General features: G+C 67.5%; 23 protein-coding genes and 1 tRNA gene. 9 read left to right on the plus strand and 15 right to left on the minus strand.

Annotation, left to right across the window (positions count from 1 at the left end; genetic code table 11):
* Window positions 1-104 precede the first annotated feature (104 nt).
* The 3 genes from gpmA to glmM are packed head-to-tail and all read right to left on the minus strand — an operon-like array spanning window position 105 to window position 2,413.
* The gene (gpmA, locus tag BSZ14_RS01815) at window positions 105-791 is read right to left on the minus strand and encodes a 2,3-diphosphoglycerate-dependent phosphoglycerate mutase (RefSeq protein ID WP_042487147.1); all 687 of its coding nucleotides are present in this window, start codon (window positions 789-791) and stop codon (window positions 105-107) included.
* A 57-nt stretch (window positions 792-848) separates the two neighbouring features.
* Window positions 849-1,073 carry a DUF1272 domain-containing protein gene (locus BSZ14_RS01820; protein ID WP_058753351.1) on the minus strand — a complete coding sequence of 75 codons (225 nt, stop codon included), beginning with the start codon at window positions 1,071-1,073 and terminating at the stop codon, window positions 849-851.
* A complete protein-coding gene (glmM, locus tag BSZ14_RS01825) occupies window positions 1,073-2,413 on the minus strand; it encodes a phosphoglucosamine mutase (RefSeq protein WP_042487142.1) in 1,341 nt (446 codons plus the stop codon). The genes BSZ14_RS01820 and glmM overlap by 1 nt, the downstream gene beginning before the upstream one ends.
* A gap of 101 nt (window positions 2,414-2,514) precedes the next feature.
* Between glmM and BSZ14_RS01830 the strand changes: the two genes are divergently transcribed.
* Both BSZ14_RS01830 and BSZ14_RS01835 read left to right on the plus strand, forming a co-directional pair.
* Window positions 2,515-3,759 (plus strand): dicarboxylate/amino acid:cation symporter, encoded by a 1,245-nt coding sequence (locus tag BSZ14_RS01830; RefSeq protein WP_076709538.1) that lies wholly within the window; start codon window positions 2,515-2,517, stop codon window positions 3,757-3,759.
* Window positions 3,756-4,748, plus strand: a complete 993-nt coding sequence (locus BSZ14_RS01835) for an aldo/keto reductase (RefSeq protein WP_076709540.1) — start codon at window positions 3,756-3,758, stop codon at window positions 4,746-4,748. The genes BSZ14_RS01830 and BSZ14_RS01835 overlap by 4 nt, the downstream gene beginning before the upstream one ends.
* A 142-nt stretch (window positions 4,749-4,890) precedes the next feature.
* Here BSZ14_RS01835 and BSZ14_RS01840 read toward each other — a convergent pair whose 3' ends face one another.
* Window positions 4,891-6,477, minus strand: a complete 1,587-nt coding sequence (locus tag BSZ14_RS01840) for a peptide MFS transporter (RefSeq protein WP_042487134.1) — start codon at window positions 6,475-6,477, stop codon at window positions 4,891-4,893.
* 129 nt (window positions 6,478-6,606) lie between these two features.
* Between BSZ14_RS01840 and BSZ14_RS01845 the strand changes: the two genes are divergently transcribed.
* Window positions 6,607-7,197 (plus strand): nitroreductase family protein, encoded by a 591-nt coding sequence (locus tag BSZ14_RS01845; RefSeq protein WP_083748038.1) that lies wholly within the window; start codon window positions 6,607-6,609, stop codon window positions 7,195-7,197.
* A gap of 83 nt (window positions 7,198-7,280) precedes the next feature.
* Window positions 7,281-7,637: a GntR family transcriptional regulator gene (locus tag BSZ14_RS01850; RefSeq protein WP_042487130.1), complete on the plus strand. Its 357-nt coding sequence runs from the start codon at window positions 7,281-7,283 to the stop codon at window positions 7,635-7,637.
* Here BSZ14_RS01850 and BSZ14_RS01855 read toward each other — a convergent pair.
* The 4 genes from BSZ14_RS01855 to cobS form a co-directional block, all read right to left on the minus strand.
* Window positions 7,618-8,634, minus strand: a complete 1,017-nt coding sequence (locus tag BSZ14_RS01855) for a PepSY-associated TM helix domain-containing protein (protein WP_158069150.1) — start codon at window positions 8,632-8,634, stop codon at window positions 7,618-7,620. The genes BSZ14_RS01850 and BSZ14_RS01855 overlap by 20 nt on opposite strands.
* A 1,030-nt stretch (window positions 8,635-9,664) precedes the next feature.
* Window positions 9,665-9,910, minus strand: coding sequence for a ribbon-helix-helix domain-containing protein (locus tag BSZ14_RS01860; RefSeq protein ID WP_076709543.1), 246 nt, complete (start codon window positions 9,908-9,910; stop codon window positions 9,665-9,667).
* The gene (gene cobT, locus BSZ14_RS01865) at window positions 9,907-11,730 is read right to left on the minus strand and encodes a cobaltochelatase subunit CobT (RefSeq protein WP_042490533.1); all 1,824 of its coding nucleotides are present in this window, start codon (window positions 11,728-11,730) and stop codon (window positions 9,907-9,909) included. The genes BSZ14_RS01860 and cobT overlap by 4 nt, the downstream gene beginning before the upstream one ends.
* A gap of 3 nt (window positions 11,731-11,733) precedes the next feature.
* Window positions 11,734-12,738 (minus strand): cobaltochelatase subunit CobS, encoded by a 1,005-nt coding sequence (gene cobS, locus BSZ14_RS01870; RefSeq protein WP_042490532.1) that lies wholly within the window; start codon window positions 12,736-12,738, stop codon window positions 11,734-11,736.
* A gap of 188 nt (window positions 12,739-12,926) precedes the next feature.
* Between cobS and BSZ14_RS01875 the strand changes: the two genes are divergently transcribed.
* On the plus strand, window positions 12,927-13,694 hold the full coding sequence (locus BSZ14_RS01875) for a VOC family protein (protein WP_076709544.1): 768 nt from the start codon (window positions 12,927-12,929) through the stop codon (window positions 13,692-13,694).
* 32 nt (window positions 13,695-13,726) lie between these two features.
* On the opposite strand, the gene BSZ14_RS01880 is transcribed toward BSZ14_RS01875, so the two are convergent.
* Entirely contained in the window at window positions 13,727-14,356 is a 630-nt protein-coding gene (locus BSZ14_RS01880) for a J domain-containing protein (protein WP_042490530.1), read from the minus strand.
* Window positions 14,357-14,396: 40 nt separating this feature from the next.
* On the opposite strand from BSZ14_RS01880, the gene BSZ14_RS01885 reads away from it, so the two are divergent.
* Genes BSZ14_RS01885 through BSZ14_RS01900 form a run of 4 tightly spaced genes read left to right on the plus strand, consistent with a single transcriptional unit; the run spans window position 14,397 to window position 16,728 of the window.
* A complete protein-coding gene (locus BSZ14_RS01885) occupies window positions 14,397-14,681 on the plus strand; it encodes a BolA family protein (protein WP_076709546.1) in 285 nt (94 codons plus the stop codon).
* A 4-nt stretch (window positions 14,682-14,685) separates the two neighbouring features.
* Entirely contained in the window at window positions 14,686-15,378 is a 693-nt protein-coding gene (locus BSZ14_RS01890) for a glutathione S-transferase (protein WP_076709547.1), read from the plus strand.
* Window positions 15,375-15,836: an NUDIX hydrolase gene (locus BSZ14_RS01895; protein WP_076709549.1), complete on the plus strand. Its 462-nt coding sequence runs from the start codon at window positions 15,375-15,377 to the stop codon at window positions 15,834-15,836. Before BSZ14_RS01890 ends, BSZ14_RS01895 begins: the two co-directional genes overlap by 4 nt.
* The gene (locus BSZ14_RS01900; protein WP_076709550.1) at window positions 15,829-16,728 is read left to right on the plus strand and encodes a pirin family protein; all 900 of its coding nucleotides are present in this window, start codon (window positions 15,829-15,831) and stop codon (window positions 16,726-16,728) included. The genes BSZ14_RS01895 and BSZ14_RS01900 overlap by 8 nt, the downstream gene beginning before the upstream one ends.
* A 236-nt stretch (window positions 16,729-16,964) precedes the next feature.
* Here the strand turns inward: BSZ14_RS01900 and BSZ14_RS01905 are convergent.
* The 6 genes from BSZ14_RS01905 to BSZ14_RS01930 form a co-directional block, all read right to left on the minus strand.
* Window positions 16,965-17,040: transfer RNA gene (locus BSZ14_RS01905), tRNA-Phe, on the minus strand.
* A 31-nt stretch (window positions 17,041-17,071) separates the two neighbouring features.
* Window positions 17,072-17,239 (minus strand): DNA gyrase inhibitor YacG, encoded by a 168-nt coding sequence (locus BSZ14_RS01910; protein ID WP_076709552.1) that lies wholly within the window; start codon window positions 17,237-17,239, stop codon window positions 17,072-17,074.
* A complete protein-coding gene (locus BSZ14_RS01915) occupies window positions 17,236-18,186 on the minus strand; it encodes a ribonuclease (protein WP_076709554.1) in 951 nt (316 codons plus the stop codon). Before BSZ14_RS01915 ends, BSZ14_RS01910 begins: the two co-directional genes overlap by 4 nt.
* A complete protein-coding gene (locus BSZ14_RS01920) occupies window positions 18,179-18,748 on the minus strand; it encodes a Maf family protein (protein WP_076709555.1) in 570 nt (189 codons plus the stop codon). Before BSZ14_RS01920 ends, BSZ14_RS01915 begins: the two co-directional genes overlap by 8 nt.
* Window positions 18,749-18,762: 14 nt before the next feature.
* The gene (infA, locus tag BSZ14_RS01925; RefSeq protein WP_007403889.1) at window positions 18,763-18,981 is read right to left on the minus strand and encodes a translation initiation factor IF-1; all 219 of its coding nucleotides are present in this window, start codon (window positions 18,979-18,981) and stop codon (window positions 18,763-18,765) included.
* A gap of 254 nt (window positions 18,982-19,235) precedes the next feature.
* Window positions 19,236-21,194 carry an alpha/beta hydrolase family protein gene (locus BSZ14_RS01930; RefSeq protein ID WP_076709557.1) on the minus strand — a complete coding sequence of 653 codons (1,959 nt, stop codon included), beginning with the start codon at window positions 21,192-21,194 and terminating at the stop codon, window positions 19,236-19,238.
* Window positions 21,195-21,276 lie beyond the last annotated feature (82 nt).

Genomic DNA, 21,276 nt, shown 5'->3' on the forward strand with positions numbered 1-21,276 from the left:
GTCTCCGCGTGAGATCAAAATTGATTCACGCGAAGCCGCGATGACGCGAAGAGGAGCGACCGAAAGACAGTCTTGGATACGATGGCTCTCGGTCTCCCGATCGCTTAGCGTTCGGACAGATAATAACGGTCGGTCGGGGTCAGATCGTCGGCCAGTTCATAGACGATCGGTTGGCCGGTCGGGATTTCCAGACCCGTGATCTCGTCGTCCGGGATGTTCGACAGATGCTTGACCAAGGCGCGCAGCGAGTTGCCGTGCGCGGAGATCAGCACGCGGTTGCCGTCGCGAAGCGCGGGCGCGATACGCTCGTCCCAATAGGGCAGGACGCGCGCGATGGTGTCCTTCAGGCTCTCGGTCGCAGGCACCGGGATGCCCGCATAGCGACGGTCAAGCGACACGTCGAACTCGCCGCCCGCCTCCGCCGGGGGGGGCGGCACGTCGAAGCTGCGGCGCCAGACCTTGACCTGCTCGTCGCCATGCTTGGCCGCCGTCTCCGCCTTGTCCAAGCCGGTCAGCCCGCCATAGTGACGCTCGTTCAGCCGCCAGTGCTTCTCGGTCGGCAGCCAGAGGCGGCCCATGGTCTCCAGCGCCAGGTTCAACGTCTTGATCGCACGGGTCTGGAGGCTGGTGAAGGTCAGGTCGAAGTCGAGGCCCTTCTCGGCCATCATCGCGCCCGCCGCGCGGGCTTCCGCCGCGCCTTGCGCGGTGACGTCGACGTCCCACCAGCCGGTAAAGCGATTCTCCAGGTTCCAGGCGGACTGGCCGTGGCGGATCAGGACGAGCTGGGGCATGGAAACTCCTTCAAGATGGTCAGGCCCGCATAGAGAAGCGGGCGCGCGGGGTCGAGGTCAGCCGCGGAAACGGGCTTGGGTGGAGGCGGGATTGGCCTTCAGCACGCGGCCCATCCGCGTCGGCCGGTCGAGCAGTTCGCCGCCGCAATCTGGGCAGGTCTCGTCCAGTTCGTCGGCGCATTCGGCGCAGAAGGTGGTTTCCAGCGAGCAGATGAACGCGCCGCCCTGGCTCGGGGGCAGGTCCGCGCCGCAGCGCTCGCAATCGGGACGCATCTCCAGCATCAGGCGGCCACCTCGCGCACCACGTCGCAGATGCGGTCGACGAGCGTCTCGACCTGGCGCTTGTCCTCGCCCTCGGCCATCACGCGGATGACGGGTTCGGTGCCCGACGGGCGGATGACCAGGCGACCGCGCCCGGCCAGTTCGGCCTCGGCGGCGGCGATGACGCCCTGCACCTTCTCATGCTCCAGCGGCTTGCCGCCTGCAAAACGGACATTCTTGAGCAACTGCGGCAGCGGATCGAAGCGGTGCAGCACCTCGCTGGCGGGCGCGCCCGACCGCTTCAGTTCGGCGAGGACCTGAAGCGCGGCGACCAGTCCGTCCCCCGTGCGGGCATAGTCGGACAGGATGATATGCCCCGACTGTTCGCCGCCGACATTGTATCCGCGTGTCCGCATGGCTTCGAGCACATGGCGGTCGCCGACCTTGGTGCGGACAAGGCCCAGCCCCTGGGCGGCAAGATGCCGCTCCAGCCCCAGGTTCGACATGACCGTGGCGACCAGGCCGCCGCCCGCCAGACGGCCTTCTCGGGCATAGCTGGTCGCGATCATCGCCATCAGCTGGTCGCCATCGACCACTGCGCCGGTTTCGTCGACGATGATGAGGCGGTCGGCGTCGCCGTCCAGCGCGATGCCGATATCCGCGCCGCTGGCCACCACCGTCTCGGCCAGCGCCTGCGGCGCGGTCGAGCCGACGCCGTCATTGATGTTGGTGCCATTGGGGGTCACGCCGATCGCGACCACGTCCGCGCCCAGTTCCCACAGGGCGGCGGGCGCGACCTTGTAGGCGGCACCATTGGCGCAGTCGATCACGACGCGCAGGCCGTCGAGGCGCAGCGCCTGCGGGAAGGTCGACTTGGCGAAGTGGATATAGCGCCCGGCGGCGTCGTCGACCCGGCGCGCGCGGCCGATCTTGCCCGAGGCGACCAGCGGCACATTCTGCTCGATCAGGCCCTCGATCGATTCCTCGGCCTCGTCGGACAGCTTGTAGCCGTCGGGGCCGAACAGCTTGATGCCGTTGTCGGCAAAGGGATTGTGGCTGGCCGAGATCATCACGCCGATATCGGCGCGCATCGAATGGGTCAGCATCGCGACCGCCGGTGTGGGCAAGGGACCCAGCATCACCACGTCCATGCCGACGCTGGTGAAGCCCGCGACCAGCGCCGATTCGAGCATATAGCCCGACAGGCGCGTATCCTTGCCGATGACGACGCGGTGGCGATGGTCGCCGCGCTGGAAATAGGCGCCCGCCGCCATGCCGACCTTCATCGCCATCTCGGCCGTCATCACCGCGCCATTGGTCGCGCCGCGAATGCCATCGGTGCCGAAATATTTTCTTGCCATGCGGCCAGGTCCCTGCCGGATTAAGAGGGTGTGGAACAATCGGGTTTCGTGCATCCTTTAGCGCGACCTTTGCCAAAGCTCCAAATACGCGAGAACCGTCCATGTCGCGCGCGACCCTGATCCTTCTCTGCCTGGCCGCCGGTCTGCTGATCGGCGTGGGCGCAGCGACGCTGGCCCCTTCGATGGCCGCGGGCGCGGTGTTCGTCGCGCGGCCGGTCGGGACCTTGTGGCTGAACGGGTTGCAGATGACCGTCATACCGCTGGTCGTCACGCTGCTGATCACCGGCGTCGCCTCGACCGCGCAGGCGGCGCAGGCGGGGCGGATCGCGGGGCGGGCGATCGCGACCTTCCTGACGCTGGTCACGCTGACCGCGACCATGGCGGCGCTGGTCACGCCGGGGCTGCTGCACCTGCTACCCATCCCGCGCGAGGCGGCCGCCGCGCTGAAGGCGGCGCTGGGCCATGCCGAGCCGGTCGCCCCGCCGCCGCCCATCGCCGAGTTCGTCACCGGCATCGTGCCGACCAACATCTTCGCCGCCGCCACCAACAATGCGCTGCTGTCTCTGATCCTGTTCACGCTGGCCTTCGCCTTTGCGATCACCCGGATCGAGGGCGAGGGGCGGGGGCTGTTGCTGCGCTTCTTCGCCGCGATCCGTGACGCGATGCTGGTCCTGATCGGATGGGTATTGTGGCTGGCGCCGCTGGGCGTCTTTGCGCTGGCCTTTGTCGTCGGCGCGACGGCGGGGGGCGGGGCGTTCGGGGCGCTGGCGCATTACATCACGATCATCGCCAGCATCGGGGTGATCGTGATGCTGATGGCCTATGCCGTCGCGGTGCTGGCGGCGCGGGTGCCGCTGTCGCGATTCGCCCGCGCGCTGGCCCCGGCCCAGGCGGTCGCCATCTCGACCCAAAGCTCGCTCGCCAGCCTGCCCGCGATGATCGAGGGGACGAAGACGCTGCGCATCGCGCCTGCGACCGCCGGGCTGGTCCTGCCGATGGCGGTGGCGATGTTTCGCGGCACCCAGCCCGCGATGAACGTCGCGGTGGCGCTTTATATCGCCGACTGGTTCGGGATCGTGCCGGGCATGGCTTCGGTCACCGCCGCCGTGGTCGTTGCGATCCTGTGTTCGCTGGGTTCGGCCAGCCTGCCGTCGCAGATCACCTTCTTCGCCTCGATCGCGCCGGTCTGTGTCGCGCTCGGGGTGCCCGCCGCGCCCCTGGGGCTGTTGATCGCGGTGGAGACGATTCCGGACATCTTCCGCACGCTGGGCAATGTCAGCATGGACCTCGCCGCCACCGCGACCGTTTCCCGTTTGAGCGGCACGATCGACGAGGAACGCCCATGAAATATCGCACTCTCGGCCCCGAATTCGAGGTTTCCGCGCTGGGCCTGGGCTGTATGCCGATGGCCGGTGTCGGCCGGAACATGTATGGCGAGGCGAGCGAGGCGGAGAGCACCGCCACCATCCACCGCGCGATCGAACTGGGCGTGACCCTGTTCGACACCGCCGAAATCTATGGCCCGCTGGTCAATGAGGAATTGGTCGGCCGCGCCATTCGCGGCAAGCGCGACGCGGTGGTCATCGCGACCAAGTTCGGCTTTCGCTATGACGAGAACGGCATGACCGGCGTGGATTCGACCCCGGCCAATGTCCAGCGCGCCTGCGAGGGCTCGCTCCAGCGGCTGGGTGTCGAGACGATCGACCTGTTCTACCAGCACCGCGTCGATCCCAATGTCCCCATCGAGGAGACGATCGGCGCGATGGGGCGGCTGGTCGAGCAGGGCAAGGTGCGGCGGCTGGGCCTGTCCGAGGCGAGCGCCGAGACGATCCGCCGCGCCGCCGCCGTCCATCCGATCGCGGCGGTCCAGTCCGAATATTCGCTGTGGGAGCGCGATGTGGAGGCGGATATCCTGCCGGTGGTGCGCGAACTGGGCATCGGCTTCGTGCCCTACAGCCCGCTGGGGCGCGGGTTCCTGACCGGGCAGATCACGAAGCGTGAGGATTTGCCCGAGGGCGATTATCGGCGCAACGATCCGCGCTATTCGGAAGAGAATTTCGACCGCAATATGAAGGTCGTCGAGGTGGTGAAAGCCATCGCCGCCGCACATGACGCCAGCGCGGCGCAGGTGGCGCTGGCGTGGCTGCTGGCGCAAGGCGACGACATCGTGCCGATCCCCGGCTCCAAGCGGCGCGCGACGCTGGAGGATTCGATGAAGGCGGCGGACCTGGTGCTGTCGGCCGACGAACTGGCCAGGCTGGACGAAGCGTCGCCGCGTGGCGGCACCGCAGGGCCGCGTTATGGAGAGAAGGCGATGGCGATGACGCGGCTCTGAGGCCAAATCCCACCCTCCGTTCGCACTGAGCGAAGTCGAAGTGCAAGGGATGCCGCCCGTTGATGGTCCGGGGCGTGGGCTTCGACTTCGCTCAGCCTGAACGGAGGTGGGGGGGCGGGTTTCCCCAACCGCCCCGCGCCCATCAATGCGGCTTCTGCTCCAGCCGCGTATCGATGCCTGCCGCTGCCGGTTCGGCCAGTTCCTTGTCTCCGGCCAGTGCGGCTTCGGCCTTCAGCCGGTCGAGATGCATCAGCCGGGCGATGAAGGGCGACACCACCAGCACGACCACGCCGATCCCGATCGAGAACCAGCCGATCCGCGTATAGACATCGAGCACCTTTTCCGGCCCCGCGCCCTCGCCGCCGGTCGCCTGTGCGATGAGACCGGCGATGAAGTTGCCCGCCGCCGTCGCCAGGAACCAGGTGCCCATCATCAGCCCGGTCATGCTGGGCAGCGACAGCCGCGTCATCGCCGACAGGCCGACCGGCGAGAAGCACAGCTCCGCCATGGTATGGATCAGATAGACCAGGATGACGAAGATCACCGGCGTCGGCGCCCCGGCGTAGAGGGCCGCGCCCGCCACCAGCACCAGGAAGCCGGCACCCACGCCGACCAGGCCGATGCCGAACTTGAACGGCGCGCTCGGCTCCCATCCGCGCTTGGCGAGGAAGGTCCAGATCGCGGCGAACACGGGGGCCAGCGCGATGATGAAGATCGAATTGACCGACTGGAAGGCCGAAGCCGGAATCGTCCAGCCGAGCAGGCTGCGGTCGACCGAACGGTCGGTATAGACGTTGAGCGAGGAACCCGCCTGTTCGAACAAGGCCCAGAAGAGCGGGCAGAGCGCGATCAGGAACAGGGCGGCCAGAATGCGGTCGCGGTCGACCTTGTCCAGGGTGAAGACCGCCCGCCACAGGATGAAGCCCACGGTGCCGATGCCGAAGACGATCAACAGCGTGCCGACCGCATCCTGATGTCGGATCAACTGCCACGTCACCAGCGTCGCGGCGATCCCGCCCAGATAGATGAGCCACTCGCGCGACAGACCCGCCACGACCGGCGCGCGCAGGATCGGCAGCGAGGGGGCTTCGCCCGCCCCGTGCAGTTCGCGCTTCAGGCCGATAAAGGCGACCAGCCCGAGCAACATGCCGACGCCCGCCGCGCCGAAGCCATAGGCCCAGCCCACCGTCTCGCCCAGCACGCCGCACACGATCGGCCCCAGCGCGCCGCCGCCGTTGATCCCCATGTAGAAGATCGAGAAGGCGGGATCGCGGCGCATGTCGTCGCGGGCGTAAAGCTGTCCCACCAGCACCGAGATATTGGCCTTGAGGAAGCCGGTGCCGATGACGATCGCGGCCAGCGCGAGGTAGAAGCCTTCGAGATAGACGCCCTGTGCGCCCTGCGGCCCTTCCATCGCGGCGATCAGCAAATGGCCAAAGGCGATGAAGACCCCGCCCGCCAGCACCGCACGTCTGGCCCCCAGATAGCGATCCGCCAGATAGCCGCCGATCACCGGGGTGAAATATACCAGCGACATATAGGCGGCGTAGATGCCGAACGCCGGTTCGTCGGTGAACAGGAAATGCTTGGTCAGATAGAAGACCAGGATGGCGCGCATTCCATAGAAGGAAAAACGCTCCCACATCTCGGTGAAGAACAACAGGAACAGGCCTCGGGGGTGCCCCAAAACCGTCTTGCCGCGTGCAGCGGCCTCATACGCACTCGCCATGCCGGCGTTTACTCCATCGGGATCGCCCCCGGCGCGACCAGGGGCGCACGCGGGGGCGTAATGGTTCAGTAACCTAACGCCAAAGCCGCGACTGTAAATATCATGCGCGACGACGTAAGGATGTAAGCCATGACCGACATGGCTTTCAACGACCGCTCGACGCCCCTCACGCTGCTGACGACCCGCCGTTCGGGCAAGCCGCGCGACCTGATCGCGCCCGGCCCCCGGCCGGACGAGCTGGCGCAGATGCTCGGCATCGCGGCGCGCACGCCCGACCATGGCAAGCTGGCCCCGTGGCGCTTCGTGATCGTGCCCGCCGAGGCGCGGGGCAGACTGGCCGAGGTCATCACCACCGCCTACCGCGCCGAACGACCGCAGGCGGGCGCGACCGAGATCGCCGCGCTGGAACAGTTCGCGCATCAGGCCCCCGATCTGGTCGTCGTCCTGTCCAGCCCGCGTACCGAAAGCCATATTCCGCTATGGGAACAGGAATTGTCGGCGGGCGCGGCGTGCATGAACCTGCTCCATGCCGTCCATGCCATGGGCTATGCCGGGGGCTGGCTGACCGGCTGGCCCGCCTTTTCGGATGCGGTGCGCGATGCGTTCGGAGCCGCGCCCGAGCGGATCGTCGGCTTCGTCTTCATCGGCACCCCCGGCCGTCCGCTCGACGAGCGGCCGCGCCCCGACATGGGCCGGATCGTCTCGACCTGGAAAGGATGAAGCGAGCGTCGCGTGCGACGGTCCTGCAAACGTTATCGGGATAACGGCTCGACATGGTGTCGCCCATGCTGTATTAACTCGGCATGACAGCTCTTAGCGGCGACGACAGCCCGGTCTATATCCGCCTGCGCGGCACGATCGCGGCGGGCATTCTCAACGGCACCTATCGCACGGGGGACCAGCTTCCCTCGGTGCGGGCGCTGGCCGCCGAACAGGGCGCGAACCCGCTGACCGTCGCCAAGGCCTATCAGAGCTTTCAGGATGACGGCTATGTCGAGGTGCGGCGCGGGGTCGGCATGTTCGTGATGCCGGGCGCCGCCGACCGGCTGCGCAGCGCGGAGCGGCAGAGCTTCCTGTCGGTGCAGTGGCCGCGCATCCGCGACCATATCGAGCTGCTGGGCCTGGACCCGGCCGACCTGCTCAACGCCGAGCGCGTCTGACCTTCGGACGGCGGCCCCAGGCCATCAGCCCGGTCGCCGCGACCCAGGCGGCGAGCAACCCGGTCAGCGCGGCGAGCGGCCACCAGATCCAGGGCATTCCCTGTCCGCCATGCAGTCGGCGGACCCAGGACAGCATCACCGGCTCCGCATGAGCGGGCGCGGCGAGCGCCTTGGCGCTGTCGTCGGCGACCTTGACCACCCCCGGTTCGCCACCCTCGAAATACAGCGTCCAGTCGGGGGAGCGCTCGGTCGGCCAGTCGATGGCGCGCAGCGTGCCGTGCGTCCATCCGCTGGCGCTGGCGACGACCCGGTCGACGGGCAGGGCGGCGCGGGAGACCGGCGGTGCGGCGGGGGTGGCGGTCATGACCGGTGTCGGGACGACGGCCAGGCCGGTCGCGGTCAGCGCCAGGACCGGGATCGCCGACCATAGCCCGACGCGGCGATGCACAATCGTCCACCGCGTTTCGTTGTGCGGTCGCTTGGCGGATGCCTTCGGCCGCTTGCGGGTCATCTGTGCCCAAAGCCCGGTCAGGCTGGCCAGCGCCAAGCCGAACCCACCGAGCCCGACGATCCACCGACCGAGGCCCGACAGGAACAGCCCGTCATGCACCCGTCGTGCCGCACCGATGACACCGCCATCCTTCCAGCCGCTTGCCAGCACCTGTCCGGTCGGCGGGTCGAGAAACAGCAGCCGCTGCGCCCGGTCGCCGGTGCGGTCGAGCGTCACGACGACCGGCGAAGACCCCTGCTCCAGCGACAGCGCGGCGATCCTCTCGCCGGGGCGCAGGCGGCGATGTGCGACGTTGCTATAGAGAGAAGCGGCCTGCCGCTGTTCGCCGCTCACCCGGAAGCGGGCGGGGGCGGCGATCCGTTCCAGCATGGGGGCGCTCGCCAGGATCGCGCCGGACAGGGCCAGGGCAAGTGCGATCAGCCCGACCGCCAGCCCCAGCCAGCGATGGACCTGCACTCCCGTATCGCGAAGGGTAATTCCGGCCACACAAACCCCGAAACAGACGGCGCGCCCTGCTATAGCCAAGAGGCGGCGTCAATCGGGGAGGGCCATGCCGTTTCTTCCCCACCCTCCGTTCAGGCCGAGCGAAGTCGAAGCCCACGCCCGGCCCTCGCCCCGAGGACAGCGGTCATCCCTTGGCCTTCGACTTCGCTCAGGCTGAACGGAGGAGCGGGATGGCGGCAATGTGATGTTCGCGCGGAAGCGCGGAGATGGCGTGTCTTGCCGTGACCCTCTTCCGCTTAACCCGCCGATCGCCGTGAAGCGGCGTCAATCGGGTCGGGCCATGCCGTTCCATCCCCACCCTCCGTTCAGGCCGAGCGAAGTCGAAGCCCATGCCCGGCCCTCGCCCCGAGGGCAGCGGTCATCCCTTGGCCTTCGACTTCGCTCAGGCTGAACGGAGGGGCGGGATGGCGGCAATGTGATGTTCGCACGGAGGCGCGGAGATGGCGTGTCTTGCCGCGGCCCTCTTCCGCTTAACCCGCCGATCGCCGTGAAGCGGCGTCAATCGGAGAGGGCCATGCCGTTCCTTCCCCACCCTCCGTTCAGGCTGAGCGAAGTCGAAGCCCATGCCCGGCCCTCGCCCCGAGGACAGCGGTCATCCCTTGGCCTTCGACTTCGCTCAGGCTGAACGGAGGGGCGGGATGGCGGCAATGTGATGTTCGCTCGGAGGCGCGGAGATGGCGTGTCTTGCCGTGACCCTCTTCCGCTTAACCCGCCGATCGCCGTGAAGCGGCGTCAATCGGGGAGGGCCATGCCGTTCCTTCCCCACCCTCCGTTCAGGCTGAGCGAAGTCGAAGCCCACGCCCGGCCCTCGCCCCAAAGACAGCGGTCATCCCTTGGCCTTCGACTTCACTCAGGCTGAACGGAGGTGGGCAAGCGGAGAGGGCTTTTGGTTCGCGCGGAGGCGCGGAGGGCGCAGAGAAGAAAGGCTCAAGAAAATGGACGCCCCTGTCGGCCACTCCCGCCTCTGCGCCCTCCGCGCCTCTGCGCCCTCCGCGCCTCTGCGCGAACCAAATCACCGTCGCAGGAACAGCCACGACCGGATCGCGCTCGCCAGATTGGGCGGGGCGTCCGCGACGATGCGCAGCGCGTCGATCTCCGCGACCAGCGCCGACAGCGGCAGGGCGTGCGCCACCGCCGCATCCTCCAGCGCCGCCCAGAACACCGGCTCCAGGCTGATCGAGGTCGCGTGGCCCGCGATGGTGATCGACCGCTTCACCGGGCCGACAAAACCCTCCGCTGGGGCGGCGATCCGGCTCATTCGGTGTCGAACAGGCTGGCCAATTGCTCGATGATCGTGCCGCCCAGCTGCTCGGCGTCCATGATCGTCACTGCGCGGGCATAGTAACGCGTCACGTCATGGCCGATGCCGATCGCGATCAGCTCGACCGGGCTCTTGCTCTCGATCCAGCCGATCACCTGGCGCAGATGCCGTTCCAGATAGCTGCCCGAATTGACCGACAGGGTGGAATCGTCGACCGGCGCACCGTCGGAGATGACCATCAGGATACGCCGCTCCTCGGGCCGCGCGATCAACCGGCTGTGCGCCCACATCAGCGCTTCGCCGTCGATATTTTCCTTGAGCAGCCCCTCGCGCATCATCAGGCCCAGATTGTTGCGCGCGCGTCGCCACGGCTCGTCCGCCTGCTTGTAGACGATGTGGCGAATGTCGTTCAGCCGCCCCGGCTGCGGTGGACGTCCGGCGGCGAGCCACGTCTCGCGGCTCTGCCCGCCCTTCCAGGCGCGGGTGGTGAAGCCGAGGATCTCGGTCTTCACCCCGCAGCGCTCCAGCGTGCGCGCGAGGATGTCGGCGGAGATGGCGGCGATGCCGATCGGCCGTCCGCGCATCGAACCGGAATTGTCGATCAGCAACGTCACGACGGTATCGCGGAAATCGGTGTCGCGCTCGATCTTGTAGGACAGCGACTGGCCGGGGTTCACGACCACCCGCGCCAGCCGCGCGGCGTCGAGAATGCCCTCTTCCTGGTCGAAGTCCCATGACCGCGACTGCTGCGCCATCAACCGACGTTGCAGCCGGTTGGCGAGCTTCGACACCGCCGATTGCAGATGCGCCAGCTGCTGATCGAGATAGCCGCGAAGCCGCGCCAGTTCGTCCGCGTCGCACAGCTCGCCCGCCGCGATCACCTCGTCATATTGGGTGGTCCAGGGCTTATAGTCGAATTGCGACGCCAGATCGTTGAGCGGTCGGTTGGGCCGTGTCGGCTGGCTGCCTTCGTCGCCATCCTCGCCGGGTTCGCCGTCCAGATCGTCGAGCGAGTCCTGGCTCTGCTCCTGCGACTCGCCATCCTCGCTGTCGGAATCGCGCTTCTCCGCGCGGGCCTCGACCTCACCTTCGCCCTGGCCCTGCTCGTCGTTATCCTCTTCGCTCTCGTCCTGCTGCTGTTCGTCCTCGCCTTCCTGATCGTCGCCGCCTTCATCGGCCTGATCGGGCTCGGCGGGCGGCTCGGCGAGTTCGAGATCGGCGAGCATCCTGGCGGTCAGCGACTGGAACGCCTTCTGGTCGTCCATCGCGCCCGCCAGCGCGTCGAGGTTCGTCGCCCCCTCCAGCCAGTCGCGGACCAGCGCCAAAGCGGGTGCGGTCTCGGCCGGCGAAGGCCGTCCCGTCATCCGCTCACGCAGGAGGAGCCCCAGCGCGGTCGACAAGGGCACCTCGTCGCGGTTGCGCGCTCGCGTCAGCGGGTCGGAGCGCAACCGTACGTCCAGCGCATGGGCCAGGTTGTCGCCGATCCCGGCATAGCCGCGCGCGCCCAGCGCCTCGATCCGCGCGGTTTCCACCGCATCGTACACGGCCCGCGCCACCGCCTCGACCGGGGCGGCCTTCGCGTGGAGCGCGGTGTCGTGCAGCTTCAGCCGCAGCGCAAAGGCATCGGCAAAGCCGCGCGCCTCGGCCACCTGTTCGGGCGGCAGCGCGCGACCCGGCATCGGCACGCGGATATGCTTGCCCGAGGAGGTCGGCGCATCGGCGGTGAAGGCGAGTTCGACCTCCGGCTCCTGCGCGATGGTGCGCGCCGTGCCGCCGAGGACCGCCTTGAACCGGTCGAGAGGGGTGTCGTTCGCCAAGGATCAGGCCCGGCCGACGACGCTTTCGGGCAGGTCCTTGCCGAAGACGCGCTGATAATATTCCGCCACCAGTGCGCGCTCGTTCTCGTCGCACTTGTTGAGGAACGACAGCCGGAAGGCAAAGCCCGGATCGCCGAAGATCAGCGTGTTCTGCGCCCAGGTGATGACCGTACGCGGGCTCATCACGGTCGAGATATCGCCGTTTATGAAGCCCTTGCGGGTCATGTCGGCGACGCGGACCATGTTCTCGACCAGCTGCTTGCCGTCGGGCTTGTCATATTCGCCCGACTTGGCGAGCACGATCTGCGCCTCGGTCGCGGCGGGCAGATAGTTGAGCGTGACCACGATGTTCCAGCGGTCCATCTGGCCCTGGTTGATCTGCTGCGTACCATGATACAGCCCGCTGGTATCGCCCAGGCCCACGGTGTTGGCGGTGGCGAACAGGCGGAACCACTTGTTGGGGCGGATGACCCGGTTCTGGTCGAGCAGGGTCAGCTTGCCTTCCGTCTCCAGCACGCGCTGGATCACGAACATCACGTCGGGGCGGCCCGCATCATATTCGTCGAACACGAGCGCGGTCGGGGTCTGGAGCGCCCAGGGGAGCAGGCCCTCGCGAAATTCCGTCACCTGCTGCCCGTCCTTCAGGACGATGGCGTCGCGGCCGATCAGGTCGATGCGGCTGATATGCGCGTCCAGGTTGATGCGGATGCACGGCCAGTTCAGGCGCGCGGCGACCTGTTCGATATGGCTCGACTTGCCGGTGCCGTGATAGCCCTGCACCATCACGCGGCGATTGTGCGCAAAGCCCGCCAGGATCGCCAGCGTGGTGTCGGGATCGAACACATAGGCGGGATCGAGATCGGGGACGCGCTCGTCGGATACCGAGAAGGCCGGAACCTCCATATCGGTGTCGATGCCGAACAGGTCGCGCACCGACACCATCTTGTCGGGTGCGTCGAGGATCGTCGTATCGCGGCTGTCGGGAAGCATATTCGGGATATCGGTCATCAGGCCCTCGTCTCGTCGCTCAACGCCTTAGGCCAAGCGCGGCTCCCTACTCAATGGCGGTGATCGCACGAAACGGGTCTTCCGGCGATTGCGGGACGGTGGTTTCGCGGTCATCCTCAGGCCCCCGGCATGCGAGTCGCGGGGCGGGGCAAGCGTTTGATTTGTCAGGCAAAAGGGCGGGCGCGGTCATGGCGAATTTCATCTGGTACGAATTGCTGGCCGACGACATCGTGGCGGCGCAGGATTTCTACACCCATGTCATCGGCTGGCAGGTCGGCGACAGCGGGATCGACGGAATCGACTATCGCATCTTCGCAACGCCCGAGGGCGAGGCGATCGGGGGCCTGATGCAGCGTCCCGAAGGTTCGCCGGGCGGGCCGGTCTGGTTCGGATATCTGCCGGTGGTCGATGTCGACGAATCGCTGGGGGCCATCGTCGAGGATGGCGGACAGGTGCTGATGCCCGCCTGGACGATGGACGGGGTGGGGCGCATGGCGCTGGTCACCGATCCGCTGGGCGCGCCCTTCTATCTGATGGCGGCCGAGAACGGCGACCAGCCGTCGCGCGCCTTCGTCGAGCATGGCACCGGCCCTGCGATCGGTCATGTCGTCTGGAACGAGCGGATCGCCAGCGATCCCGACCGGGCACTGGCCTTTTTCGGACGGCATTTCGGCTGGAGCCATCAGGGTGGGATGCCGATGGGCGAGCTGGGGGAATATCGCTTCCTGGCCGATGGCCCGGTGATGCTGGGCGCGCTGATGGGCTGCCCGCCGGGCGGTACGCCGGGGTGGCGATTCTATTTCGCGGTCGAGGATATCGACGCGGCGGCGGCGCGGGTCACCGAGTTGGGCGGGACGATCGAATATGGGCCGGTCGAGATACCGGGCGGCGACTATTCGATGTCGGTGCTCGACCCGCAGGGCGCGCGATTCGGACTGGTCGGACCGCGCAAATAAAATTCCTCCCCTGCAAGGGGAGGAATAAGCATTCAGGCGAACGCCGGCGCCTGGCGCAGCTGCTGATACGCCGCGATCACCTTCTGCAGTCGTGATTCGTGGCTGCGATCCCCGCCGTTGCGGTCGGGATGATAGCGCCGCACCAACTCGCTATAGCGCCGCCGCAGCGCACTCCGATCGGCATTCGCCTCCAGCCCCAGCACCTTCAGGCTTTCGCGATCCTGCCCCGACAGCGGCTTGCCGTCCGACCGCTCGGGCGCGGCCTCCCGGCGATAGCGCGCGGCGATGGCGTCCAGCGGATCGGAGAAATCGGCCCAGCGCGGCCCCGGATCGGTGCCGCCTTGCGCGAAGGCGCGCGTCTCGCGTTCCCAGCCCGCATAGGGGCGCTGGGCGCGGTGAATCTCATCCGCGCTCATGCCGTCGAAGAAATTATAGCGGCTGTTGAAGGCGCGGACATGCTCCAGGCAGAACCAGCGGAACTGGCCCGGCCCGTCGCCGCTTCGCGTGCCCTCAGGCGGCGGTGCGCGGAACTCGCCCGCTTCCTCGCAACCGGCATGATCGCAGCCGCGGCCGGTGTTCTCGACCCGGCCGTGAAAACGCGCGCCCGTTTTCTCCCTTGGGGGTTTGTCCTTGGGTGTTTCGCTGCTCGACCAACGCGCCACGGCTATCCGCTTGTCCCGAAAAACCGTCTATATAGGGGCCATGACCGATATCACCACCGCATCCATCGCCGATCAGATCACCGACCGCCTGACCCGGGCGCTGGCCCCCACGCATCTGGAGGTCATCAACGAAAGCGCGATGCATCGCGGCCATCTGGGCGATGACGGCACCGGCGAGAGCCATTTCCGCGTCATCGTCGAATCGCCCGCTTTCTCCGGCCAGTCGCGCGTCGCCCGCCAGCGCATGGTGAACCACGCGCTCGCCGATCTGTTGTCGGAACGCATCCACGCGCTGGCGATCAGCGCGAAGGCGCCCGGAGAATAATTCCATGCCCTATGACCTGTGGTACTGGCCCGGCCTGCCGGGGCGCGGCGAGTTCGTCCGGCTGGCGCTGGAGGCCGCAGGTCTGGCCTATCGCGACCGGGGCGTGGAGGAGGGGGCCGAGGCCTTGCTCGCCGATATGCGGAAAGGTGGCCGCCTGCCCTTCGCCCCGCCATATTTGCGGGCAGGGGGGCAGATGATCGCGCAGGTCGCGAACATCCTCCACTGGCTGACCGAGCGGCACGATCTGGCGCCGGCAGGCGACCGCATCTGGCTGAACCAGCTGCAACTGACGATCAGCGACATGGTGGCCGAGGCGCACAACGTCCATCACCCGGTCGCCACCGGCGCCTATTATCACGAACAGAAGCCCGAAGCCGCCCGCGCCGCCGCCCAGTTCCGCGCGGAGCGGCTTCCCAAATTCCTCGGTTATTTCGAGGATGCGCTGGGCGACCGCGAGTGGATGGCGGGCGGGCGCTGGTCGCCGGTCGACACCTCGCTGTTCCAGCTGATCGCGGGTCTGCGCTACATGTTTCCCAGGCGCATGGCGGCGGTCGAGGGTGACTATCCCGCGCTCATCGCCCTGCACGACCGTGCAGAGACCTTGCCCGGCATTGCCGCCTATCTGGACAGCGACCGGCGGCAGGCGTTCAATGAGGACGGAATCTTCCGCCATTATCCGGAGCTTGACGCCGAATGATCCGCATACCCCGTCCCGCCGCGCGCATCCTGCTGGTCGATGCGGCGGGCCGGACGCTGATGTTCCGCTTCATCCCCGATGACCGTCCGCCCTTCTGGTGTACGCCGGGCGGTGCGGTCGATCCCGGCGAGAGCTATGAGGACGCCGCGCGCCGCGAGTTGCGGGAGGAAACCGGGCTCGACCACGACTGCGGACCGCAGGTCGCACGGCGGCAGGTCGAGTTCCGCACCATCGAGGGTGTCGAGGTCGAGGCCGACGAACGCTATTTCCGCGTCGATATCGACGCGCATGACGTGAACGGCTCAGGCCACACCGCCCTCGAACAGCGGGTGATGCAGAGCTGGCGCTGGTTTTCCCGCGAAGAGCTGGCCATGCACCCCGAACCCTATTTCCCGGCCGACCTGATCGCGCTGCTCGACGCCACGGAGCCGACTCCCACGGAGCAAAGCCATGTTTGACGATTTCCTGCTGCGCACCCTGCAACCCTCCAGCCACGATCTGGGCGGGTTCAAGGTTCACCGGACGCTGCCCAACAAGGAGCGGACGATGGTCGGCCCCTTCATCTTCTTCGACCAGATGGGGCCGGCGCAGCTGCAACCCGGCTCCGGCATCGACGTGCGGCCGCATCCGCATATCAACCTGGCGGCCGTAACCTATCTGTTCGATGGCGCGATCGGCCACCGCGATTCGCTGGGCAGCGACCTGGTGATCGAACCGGGTGCGGTGAATTTGATGACGGCAGGCCATGGCATCGTCCATTCCGAACGCTCGCCGGGCGAGATGCGGCCGCAAGGCCCGGTGTTGTCGGGCATCCAGACCTGGCTCGCGCTTCCCGAAGCGCAGGAGGAAATCGACCCGTCCTTCGAGCATGTCCCGGCCGAGGCGCTGCCCGAAATCGAAGGGCAGGGTGCGACCGCGCGGGTCATCATGGGCGAATTGTGGGGACAGCGCGCGCCGACCACGACCTATGCGGGCACCATCTATGCCGACATCGCGCTCGAGCCGGGCGGGAGCATCCCCATCGATGCGGCGGCCGAGGAACGCGCGGTGTATTGCGCGCTGGGCGAGGCGAGCCTGGAGGGGATGACGCTGGAGCCGCAGCGCCTCTATATCCTGAAGCCGGGAATCGCGACGACGCTGCGGTCCGAAGCGGGCGGCCGGGTGATGCTGTGCGGCGGCGATGCGTTCACCACGCCCAGGCATGTATGGTGGAATTTCGTGTCCTCCCGCCGCGAGCGGATCGAGGAGGCCAAGCGGGCCTGGCGTGCGCGCGAGTTTCCGACGGTGCCGGGGGACGATGCCGAGCGGATCGAAATACCGGAAATCCCGAAGACGGTGAGTTATCCGTGATTTAAGCCCCTCTCCCGTCAGGGGGAGGGGTTGGGGAGGGGCAAGGCCACAAGCCATGCTCTGCGAGGCACCTTGCCCTCCCCCGGCCCCTCCCGCCTGCGGGAGGGGAGTAAGCAGGGGTCTGATCCGACGTCCCGTTCCGCCTGAGCGAAGTCGAAGGCCACGGGACAACGCCAGTCGCGCAAAAACAGTCCGCCAAACAGCGAACCGTTAAAACACCATCAATGTAGGAAAAATGGTGCCCAAGGGCGGGATCGAACCACCGACACTGCGATTTTCAGTCGCATGCTCTACCAACTGAGCTACTTGGGCCCACACCGCGATTGCGATTGGAGGCGTGCCTTTACGGGTGGCTTTCGCCGCTGTCCAGCCCCTCTTCGTCATTTTCTTTGACCGGGATGCGATAACCTTCGCCCAGCCATTGCAGAAGGTCGCGATCCTTGCACCCGCGCGAGCAGAAGGGCGCGTGTTCGGCGGCGGTCGGTTTGTCGCAGATCGGGCAGGTGGTCATGAGCGTTCCAGTAACAGGGGGCGGCCGGTGCGGCGCTCCAGCGCCTCGCGCCAGGCCGGATGGGCCATCAGGCGGTCATGGACAGCGCCGGAGACCCGATAGGTCGGCGCAGGGCCTGGCGGCTCGCGCTCCCATTGGCGCAGCAGCGCGCGGGCGCGGGCGCCGACGGGGTCGATGCCCAGCCGCTCCGGGATCGAGGCGCGGGGGCGCGGGCGGACGATCTGGAGAAAGCCGAAGCCGTTGACCGCCGTCCGCTCGAAGGGGAGGGGCAGCGCGGCGTCCAGCGCCTCGGCCACCGCCTGACGCGGCCCCTTGCCTTCCAGCGTGGGAAAGTCGATGCCGATCGACCCGCCGATACCGTGGCGCAGGATGCTGTCCGCCACCGCGCGGGCGGCGGCGATCGACAGCGGTTCGTGCGGCGGCGATCCGTCGACGTCGAACAGGGTCATCGCCGGGGTCGGCGTCATGCGCAGCACGCCCGCGCCGAATCCGATCTCACCGGTCATCGCCTCGTCAAGCAGTTCGGACCAGCCCGCCGCTTCCAGATCGTCGGGCTGATGCGGCAGGAGTTCGCGAACGGCCAGGCCGGTCGCGGCGATTCGCGTGCGCAGATCGGGGCCGGGGGCGGGGCGCGCGTCTTCGGGGGCGAGTTGCGCCTTGGGCAGCTTGGCGCGGCCGCGTTCGGGGATCGCCTCGCGCGTGACGATGACGGTCAGCGCCGAGCCTTGCGTCATCCCCTTGGGCACCGGCGACAGCAGCACGTCGCCGCCCTGGTTCAACGTCACCCGCCCCTGTCGGCCGGGGAGCAACTCGACCAGCCGCCCCTCGGCCACGGTGCCGACGGTCAGCGTGGCCGCAAGCTCGATCGCGGCCTGGATGATGCGACCATCCTCGACCAGCGCGGCCCGGGCCTCGCCAATCCCGGCCTCATAGAGCCATTCAGACAAGCGGCAGCCCGGCGGCCTTCAACAGGGCGCGGGTTTCGAACAGGGGCAGGCCGATGACGCCGGAATGCGAGCCTTGCAGGAAACGGACAAAGGCTTCGGCACGGCCCTGAATCGCGTAACCGCCCGCCTTGCCCAGCCCTTCGCCGCACGCGATGTACGCGTCGATCTCGTCGTCGGACAGCGGCTTGAAGGCGACGATGGTGTCGGCCAGCCGGGTGCGCGCCTTGCCGGTGGCGTCGATCACGCACACGGCGGACAGCGCATGGTGCCGCCGCCCGGACATCAGGCGCAGCAGCTTGCGCTGGACGTCCTCGGTCTCGGCGGGGGGCAGGATGCGACGGCCGAGCGCGATGGTGGTGTCGCCCGCGACGACGATCTCATCATCGGCACGCTCCACCGCCTGCGCCTTTTCCACCGCCAGCCGCAGCGCATAGACGCGGGGAGGCTCGGCGGGGCGGGGCGCTTCGTCGATATCGGGCGAGGCGACTCGGTCGGGCACGACTCCCAGCCGCGCCAGCAGATCGCGGCGGCGCGGGGAGGAGGATGCAAGGACGAGCGGCATGGGAGGCCGGTCGCTCACTTGAAGCGGTAGGTGATCCGGCCCTTGGTCAGGTCGTACGGCGTCAGCTCGACGAGCACTTCGTCGCCGACCAGCACGCGGATGCGGTTCTTGCGCATCTTGCCCGCCGTATGCCCCAGGATCTCGTGATCATTCTCGAGCTGGACGCGGAACATCGCGTTGGGGAGGAGTTCCACCACGCGGCCGCGCATCTCGAGCAGTTCTTCCTTGGCCAAAAAATACCTCGGTTCGTCGTGTTATAGGGTATGTCGAAGAGGCGCCGCCATAGCCGCAATGGGCCGAAAAGGAAAGGCACGCCGAATCGGTTACGGATATGGGGTCGGCATACGGTATTGCAATCCTCCCCGGCACGGGGAGGGGGGCCGCCGCGAAGCGGTGGTGGAGGGGGCTATCCGCAATGGACTCGCTTTGTGGAAGCCCCCCTCCACCAGCCTGCGGCTGGTCCCCCTCCCCGTGCCGGGGAGGATCTTTACGCCGGGTTATGTTTCGCCAGGAACGCCGCCATCGCCTTCAGGAATTCCAGCCGGTCCTCGGCGCGGGTGAAGTGGTGGTCGGCCAGCGGCTGCTCGATATAGTTCACCGGCTTGCCTGCCGCCTTCAGCGCGGAGACCATCATCCGCGACTGGTTGACCGGCACGCGCTTGTCCTCCTTGCCGTGTACGATCAGCAGCGGGATCGCCATGTCGGCCGCGCCGAAGCGGGGTGAGACGGCGTGATAGTCGGGGGCCTGTTTCTGCAGCCAGTCGGAGCGCGTCTTCCCGAACAGGAATCGCGAGTCGTAGCGCTTCATCGCCTGAAGGTCGGACACGCCCGCATAGGACACCGCGCAGCGATAGAGCGCGCTGTTGCGCTGGGCCGCGCGCATCGCGGCATAACCGCCATAGGAGGCCCCCACCATGCAGACGCGCTTGGGATCGGCGATGCCTTCCTTGGCGGCCCAAGCAACCGCATCGTCCAGATCGTCCTGCATCTTCAGGCCCCATTCGCCCTGCCCCTTTTTGGCGAAGGCGGTGCCATAGCCCGAGGAACCGCGATAATTGGGCTGGATCACCGCATAGCCCAGTTCGGCCAGATACTGGCTCCACCAGTCCCAGCTTTCGGCATCGCGGGCGAAGGGGCCGCCATGCGGCATGACGATCAGCGGCAGGTTCCTGGTCCCGCGTCCGCGCGGCATGGTCAGGATCGCCTCGATCATGGTGCCGTCGCGCGCGGCGTAGCGCACGGTGCGCACCGGCGACAGCTTCTGTCCCTTCAACTGGGGATTGGCCCAGGACAGGAACTGCATGTTGCCGTAAGCGGTATCCCAATAATAGAGCGCCCCCGCCGAGGACGGGCTGCTGACCGTCACCAGGAAGCGGGTGCGGGCGGTGTTCCAGGACACGATCTCGGCCCGGCGCGGTGCCACCGACTTGTCGAGCGCTGCCTGCAATTCCTTGATCCGCGGGTCGGTCCAGGCGTCGTGATAATATTGGTCGGTGTAGCGGATCGCCGAGATATCGTCGCCCGCCGGGGTCTTGATGATGCCGTCGATATCATAGCCGGTGACGCTGCTGAGCTTGCGGCCCAGCTTCAGGTCGGGCAGCGAAACCTCGTACAGCGCGTCATATCCGTCGCTGTCATCGATCGCCAGCGCGGTGCCGTCGGCGCGGAAGACGCTGGGCACCAGCACCGATTCGTCCTTGCGGCCATTGGCGCGGGCGATGGTGCGGAAGGGCTCGGCGTTGGACTGGCGATAGAGGATGCTCTTCTGACGCGTCTCGTCGCTGTAACGCACGCCCATGCGCAACTGGCCCTGGCCGTCGGCATACCAGTCCCACACATCGGTCTGCCCGTTCGCGATCCGCTTGACCCGCCCGGTCGATACATCCGCTTCATAGACGGAGGGGTAGACCTCGGACATGGAATAGATGCCGGTCGATTTGGCGAACAGTAGGCGCGGCGTGCCGTCATGCGCGGTCCACAGCACCTCGTCGGCGCGGAAGCCCGAATTGTCCCAGTCGATCCTGACCATCTTCGTCATGTCGGCGCGGACGCCGATCAGACGGGTGACATAATATTCCTCGCCCTGGATCATGTCCTGGCTGCCCAGCCCGACGACCAGCCATTCGTCATTGACCCAGCGCCACCAGTTGACGTCGACCTTGTCGCTGAGCGCGGCCAGCGCGGTCTTGCCCTGGCCTTTGATCAGCGGGGCGACCATCAGATATTGCTTGCCGTTCAGCGCCCGCTTGCCCGCGATGCGGGTGCCGTCGGGCGACAGGGCCGGCCCCTCGAACTCGGGCAGCGCGGCAAAGGCCTCGACCGGCAGTGGGACCGTCGCGGCGGGTGGCGAAGCGGATGGTGTCTGGCCCGCATCCTGCGTCATGCCCGTCAGCGTCATCAACGCGAGCGCCATCACCGACGCGCCCAGCCTGCCTACCCCACGCATTCCTGATCCCCCCCCATGTCGGCACCACTCCCCAGGGGCCGGACTGATACAGATTAACAGCGCGGCGGCAGGAGGAAAGGGG

It is taken from the genome of Sphingomonas sp. Sph1(2015), assembly GCF_001970915.1.
GTDB lineage: Bacteria > Pseudomonadota > Alphaproteobacteria > Sphingomonadales > Sphingomonadaceae > Sphingomonas > Sphingomonas parapaucimobilis.